This window comes from Spirillospora sp. NPDC049652 (genome assembly GCF_040675125.1).
In the GTDB taxonomy this organism is placed as follows: Bacteria; Actinomycetota; Actinomycetes; order Streptosporangiales; family Streptosporangiaceae; genus Spirillospora.
Genome location: NZ_JBFAOF010001437.1, coordinates 1 through 1,336, shown reverse-complemented (window position 1 = coordinate 1,336; position 1,336 = coordinate 1). Strand labels below are relative to the sequence as shown.

The 1,336-nt window shown below is 74.6% G+C and carries 1 protein-coding gene; it reads right to left on the bottom strand.

The window, feature by feature from the left end:
- Window positions 1–52: 52 nt before the first annotated feature.
- Window positions 53–952 (bottom strand): hypothetical protein, encoded by a 900-nt coding sequence (locus AB0J52_RS40875; protein ID WP_500188619.1) that lies wholly within the window; start codon window positions 950–952, stop codon window positions 53–55.
- Between the last annotated feature and the right edge of the window lie 384 nt (window positions 953–1,336).

Below are 1,336 nucleotides of genomic sequence, written 5' to 3'. Positions count from 1 at the left end.
GTCTTGACGCCCGGGGCCCCCTTGTCGGCGGCGAGCGCGATGAGGGCCACGGTCAGCCTCCGCCGGTGCCGGGCGTCCGCTTCGGGCGCTCGGGCTGACGGGGTGAGGAGGATCCGGACGGCGCGGTCCCGTTCGGGGTGTCACCGGTGCCGGACGGCGTCTCGCCGTTCGGCGGCGGGACGTCCGTTCCGCCGCCCGCCTGCGGCTGCGTGCCGTCCGGGATGAGCGCGACCGCGACCAGCCCGTTCGAGGCGGCCTGGGTCACCTGCGCGACCTGGCCGGGCGGGACCGCCACGTCCAGGCTGAGACCGTCGCTGCCGAGCCGTCCGCTGCCGCCGGACGACGCGCCGACGACGATCGCGTCCGGGGCGAGCACCGCGCCGGCCCGGGTGGCCGCGCCGCCGTTGCCGCCGCTGCCGCCGCTGACCGCGTAAAGGCTGACGTGCTTGCCGGACTCCAGGCCCCGGGCGGGGAACTGGCCGGGCTTCAGCGACAGGCCGACGATCATGCGTCCCTGCGCGGCGCCGTTGGTCCGGCTGACCATGGAGTTGGTGAGCAGCGCGCCGCGCACGAGCGGCACCGCCGCGAACGTCTGGGCGACCTTCGCACGTTCCGACCAGGCGATGTACTCGATGCCGGTGTCGCCGACCTGGACCTCCCGCAGCGCCGACAGCGGGATCCGCTGCCCGGCGGCGACCGGCTGGCCGATCCGGATCGCCGACACCCGCTGCCCGCTCGCCATCACCAGGTACGCGCTGGCGAGCGCGCCGCCCAGGACGAGCAGCACGGCCAGCGCCGCGAGCGCCGGTCTGCGCTCGCGCGGCGCGCTCGGCAGCCGCTGCCCGCCCGCCGTGCCGAGGCCGGTGGACCCGAGCCCGCCAGCCGCCGGGCCCGTCGTGAGCCCGCCCCGTCCGCTCGTCGCCCGCTGGTCGCTCTTCATGGGGGCAGCCACGTGCTCCTTTCGCGCCCGCCGGAATCTCGGATGTGGAGATCTCCGAATCGTCGGGCGATCCATGCTCGCGGGACGGACGCGCCGCCGTCAACGTCTTCGGCCAGCCGTGCCCGGGCCGTGACCGACCCGCACGGGTGACCAGCCGTTTCACCGGCCACTTCGCGGCTTACCGTGGGTCACACGCGCCACTGACACCACCGAATCGGACACCCGATAAGGACCTTTTATTCGGTTTTGACGGAAAGCGTCGGGGGGTGCGTCCGGATCGCTGGTCCGGGCCGCTTCCGCCCCGTCGATCGTGGCGCGACATCGCCGCCGGAGGGGCCTCTGACAGACCTTCTCGTTACAGTGAAGCCGCGGTCGACACGGGCCACGCCGGTCGTG